This is a genomic window from Shewanella submarina (assembly GCF_042646185.1).
Taxonomy (GTDB): Bacteria; Pseudomonadota; Gammaproteobacteria; order Enterobacterales; family Shewanellaceae; genus Shewanella; species Shewanella corallii.
The window spans coordinates 1-746 of the sequence record NZ_JBHRTD010000009.1 but is presented as its reverse complement, the minus strand read 5'-3'; the positions used below and the strand labels follow the sequence as shown (position 1 = coordinate 746).

The following is a 746-nucleotide window of genomic DNA, read 5'->3' as shown; positions in this document are numbered from 1 at the left end:
ACGCCTTGATTAGAATACTCAATTAACTTGATTAAAGTTTTTGAGAACTCATTTTGTATTAACTAAATCTTTCGACTTAGTTTCTACTATCAGCTTTCCAAATTGTTAAAGAGCATATTTTGACCTTCAAGGGCCAAAATCAGGCTTAAAAAAGCCAAAGATAAATCGTGTTTATCTTTGGCGTCTCCATCCCCGAGACTGTATGAGTCACTTCCATCTCTTTATTCCCAAAGAGTGAAGAAGGAAGTGGTGGAGCTATGCGGGATCGAACCGCAGACCTCCTGCGTGCAAGGCAGGCGCTCTCCCAGCTGAGCTATAGCCCCATACAGTTGAATAGTTATCTGAAGAATTTCTTCTGAGACGCAGCGAAGTGCGACGACGTTTAGTCCGCTAAACGAGTTGCGTTTCAACAAAGTATCAGGAGAAATTGGTGGGTCTGAGTGGACTTGAACCACCGACCTCTCGCTTATCAGGCGAACGCTCTAACCACCTGAGCTACAGACCCATTTCGCTTGCTCTTTTGCGCCATGCCTGTGTTGCTTTCGCGCTTCGGTCGTCATGTAGCGCTGCTACACATCCTTCCTCATTGCTCAAGCGCCTTGGCCTGACTCAAATTAGCTGCGCTTTCCTAGTAAAAACCAGGCCTCGCAGATAATCATTCTTTGCTTTTCATTACTAAACAATCTGTGTGAACACTCAGCAGAAATCAATGTGTCGCTTAGGTAAGGAGGTGATCCAGCCCCAGG

The 746-nt window shown here is 45.4% G+C and carries 2 tRNA genes; both read right to left on the bottom strand.

The features are described from left to right. Positions 1–247: 247 nt before the first annotated feature. A tRNA-Ala gene (locus ACFOE0_RS08160) sits at positions 248–323 on the bottom strand. A 105-nt stretch (positions 324–428) separates the two neighbouring features. Then, positions 429–505: transfer RNA gene (locus ACFOE0_RS08155), tRNA-Ile, on the bottom strand. Between the last annotated feature and the right edge of the window lie 241 nt (positions 506–746).